Source organism: uncultured Bifidobacterium sp. (genome assembly GCF_949292005.1).
Taxonomy (GTDB): Bacteria; Actinomycetota; Actinomycetes; order Actinomycetales; family Bifidobacteriaceae; genus Bifidobacterium.
The window spans coordinates 1-2,118 of record NZ_CASEXV010000097.1; the positions used below are offsets into that span (position 1 = coordinate 1).

General features: G+C 59.5%; 2 protein-coding genes. Both read left to right on the top strand.

The window, feature by feature from the left end:
* Positions 1–301 (top strand): threonine/serine exporter family protein (locus Q1X90_RS07405; RefSeq protein WP_300768630.1); only part of this gene is annotated, 301 nt, incomplete at its 5' end.
* Between the two features lie 521 nt (positions 302–822).
* Positions 823–2,118, top strand: a 1,296-nt coding sequence (locus Q1X90_RS07410; RefSeq protein ID WP_300768632.1) for a choice-of-anchor A family protein, incomplete at its 3' end; no start/stop codon positions are given.

A 2,118-nucleotide genomic window follows, 5' to 3' on the forward strand; every position in this document is an offset into this window, starting at 1 on the left:
GGCCGCGGCGTTCATCGGAGCGCTGCTCGCGGGACTGCTGGCGTCGGCATGGCGGTCGTCGGTGAGGCGGGGATGGCTGCCTCCGCATCTGGGCTATCCCCGCATCTGTCTGACGGTTCCCTCGATCGTGATCATGGTTCCGGGTCTGTACATGTATCAGGCGATGTTCCATCTGGGACAGTTCGATGTGCAGCTGGCGATGGACTGGGGGTTCCGGGCGTTCATGGTCATCCTCTGTCTGCCCATCGGTCTGGCCATGGCCCGGGTGCTCACCGACAGGAGCTGGCGGTATGACGTGTGAGCCGGTATGACATGTGATGGGGTTGGTGATTTCGGCGCGCGTGGATCAAGGGTGATTTTTCTGCGGAAAAGGGTGTTTTCGGGGGTGAAATGCCGTCAATTAGCCATTAGCTGATTGCGATGATGTCGAGATGGCCTATTCTTAGAATAGATAGTAAAACTGGCTTGTGTTTGATGTTAGCCACACGGTGAGGGACGGGGCATGGGCCCAAGGGGTTTCGGGGTTGGGGATGTAACGCCTAGCATGTCGCTCAATTCGCCACCACACGGCGAGATGGAGGAGTAATGAGGATTCATTTGACGCCTGCACATGCATCGTCCACGTCAAAGGGCGTGCATCAGCGGTTTCTGGCCGCTGTGACTGCGTTGTTCTGCGCTGCTGCGCCACTTGTTGTCATTCCAACGACGGCTTCAGCTGATAACAGTGTGAGCAGCGTCACTGGGGAATTGTGTACTCCGACAAAATTATCGCTCGGGGATACTTCCACGACGTCAACTGTGGACACGGGGGTCGCCACATACGTGGGCGGGAACATGTACATCGGCGATCCCAGTTCGAATTGGGGGTCGGACAGCCCCACAGGTTCCTATGCGGCGGAGGCCGAGGGCCTCACCGTCGTCAAGAACAACTTCTACGCGAATCTGCTTAAGGGCTTCTTCACCATGGGGACCGTCGCCTTCGGGGCGAATTATCGTCCTGCGGACGGATCCATGGTGCTGTCCGTGGGCGGGAACGCGCAGACATGGAACGGAGTCAAGGTCCAAGGTGTCGGCATCAGCGGCAACGGGGACTATCAGGGTCAGATAGGAGGCGATGGTCCTACCCGTGTGTGGGGGCAGGACGCATCCACGAGCACGCAGTCCGCAAGTGTGTACCGGTACGACTATGGCACGGAGTATCCGCAGGAGAAGGTCTACTGGGGCTCCTCCGCCGCGCAGAGCCTCAGCGTCAATGGTACGGACTACTCGACGTACGGGATCACGATTTCCACGCTCTCCTCGCAACTCGACGCTCTGTCGACGACAGGGACGACGACTCTGGGCACGGCGCCCGCGGATAGCACCTACGCGAAGTACAAGTACGACGGCAAGGTCAAGGCGTCGTTCGCGATCGCGGCAGGCGCGGAGAAACTCATCACCTTTGCCGGTAATGACTCCAGCAAGCTGCAGGTCTTTCAGGTCAAGGCCAGCGACCTGGCGAGCCACGCGCCGTCCACGGGTCTGGATTTCGCCTTCACGGGTATCCCGGACGGGGCAAGCGTCATCGTCAACGTCGTGAACGGCGACGGCACACCCTACAAAGGCACGGTCGACTTCCAGCAGGGATGGAGATTCTGGTGGAATGGCGCCGAGATCTCGAATGGATATGTCGAGGCCGGTGCGACCGATGCCGTTACCGATGCGATGAGGTCCGCCTACACGGCGGCGTCGCAAAGCATCATGTGGAACTATTCGGGGGCCACCTCCGTGGATATCAAGGGTTCGCAGGCGACTAAGATCAGTGGGAGCGTCGATAAGGCGTCTAGCAGCGATCCGGGGTGGAGCCAGTTCAGCGATGCTACCGTGACCGATGATCCGTCCTCGGCCGTACTGGGAAGCATCCTCGTCCCCGGCGGAAACCTGACCACCCACGTCACGACGAACGGACGCGTGTGGGTCGGCGGCAACTACGCGATGCTGAACACCAGCAACGTCAAACAGGGCAGTGAGGACATCGTCTTCGGAACAAGCAAGTCGGCGTCCATCGTGGACATGGATCAGGAACGGCATAACTTGCCATGGAGTGCTTCCTTGACTTCTAGTTGCTCCACCATTTCA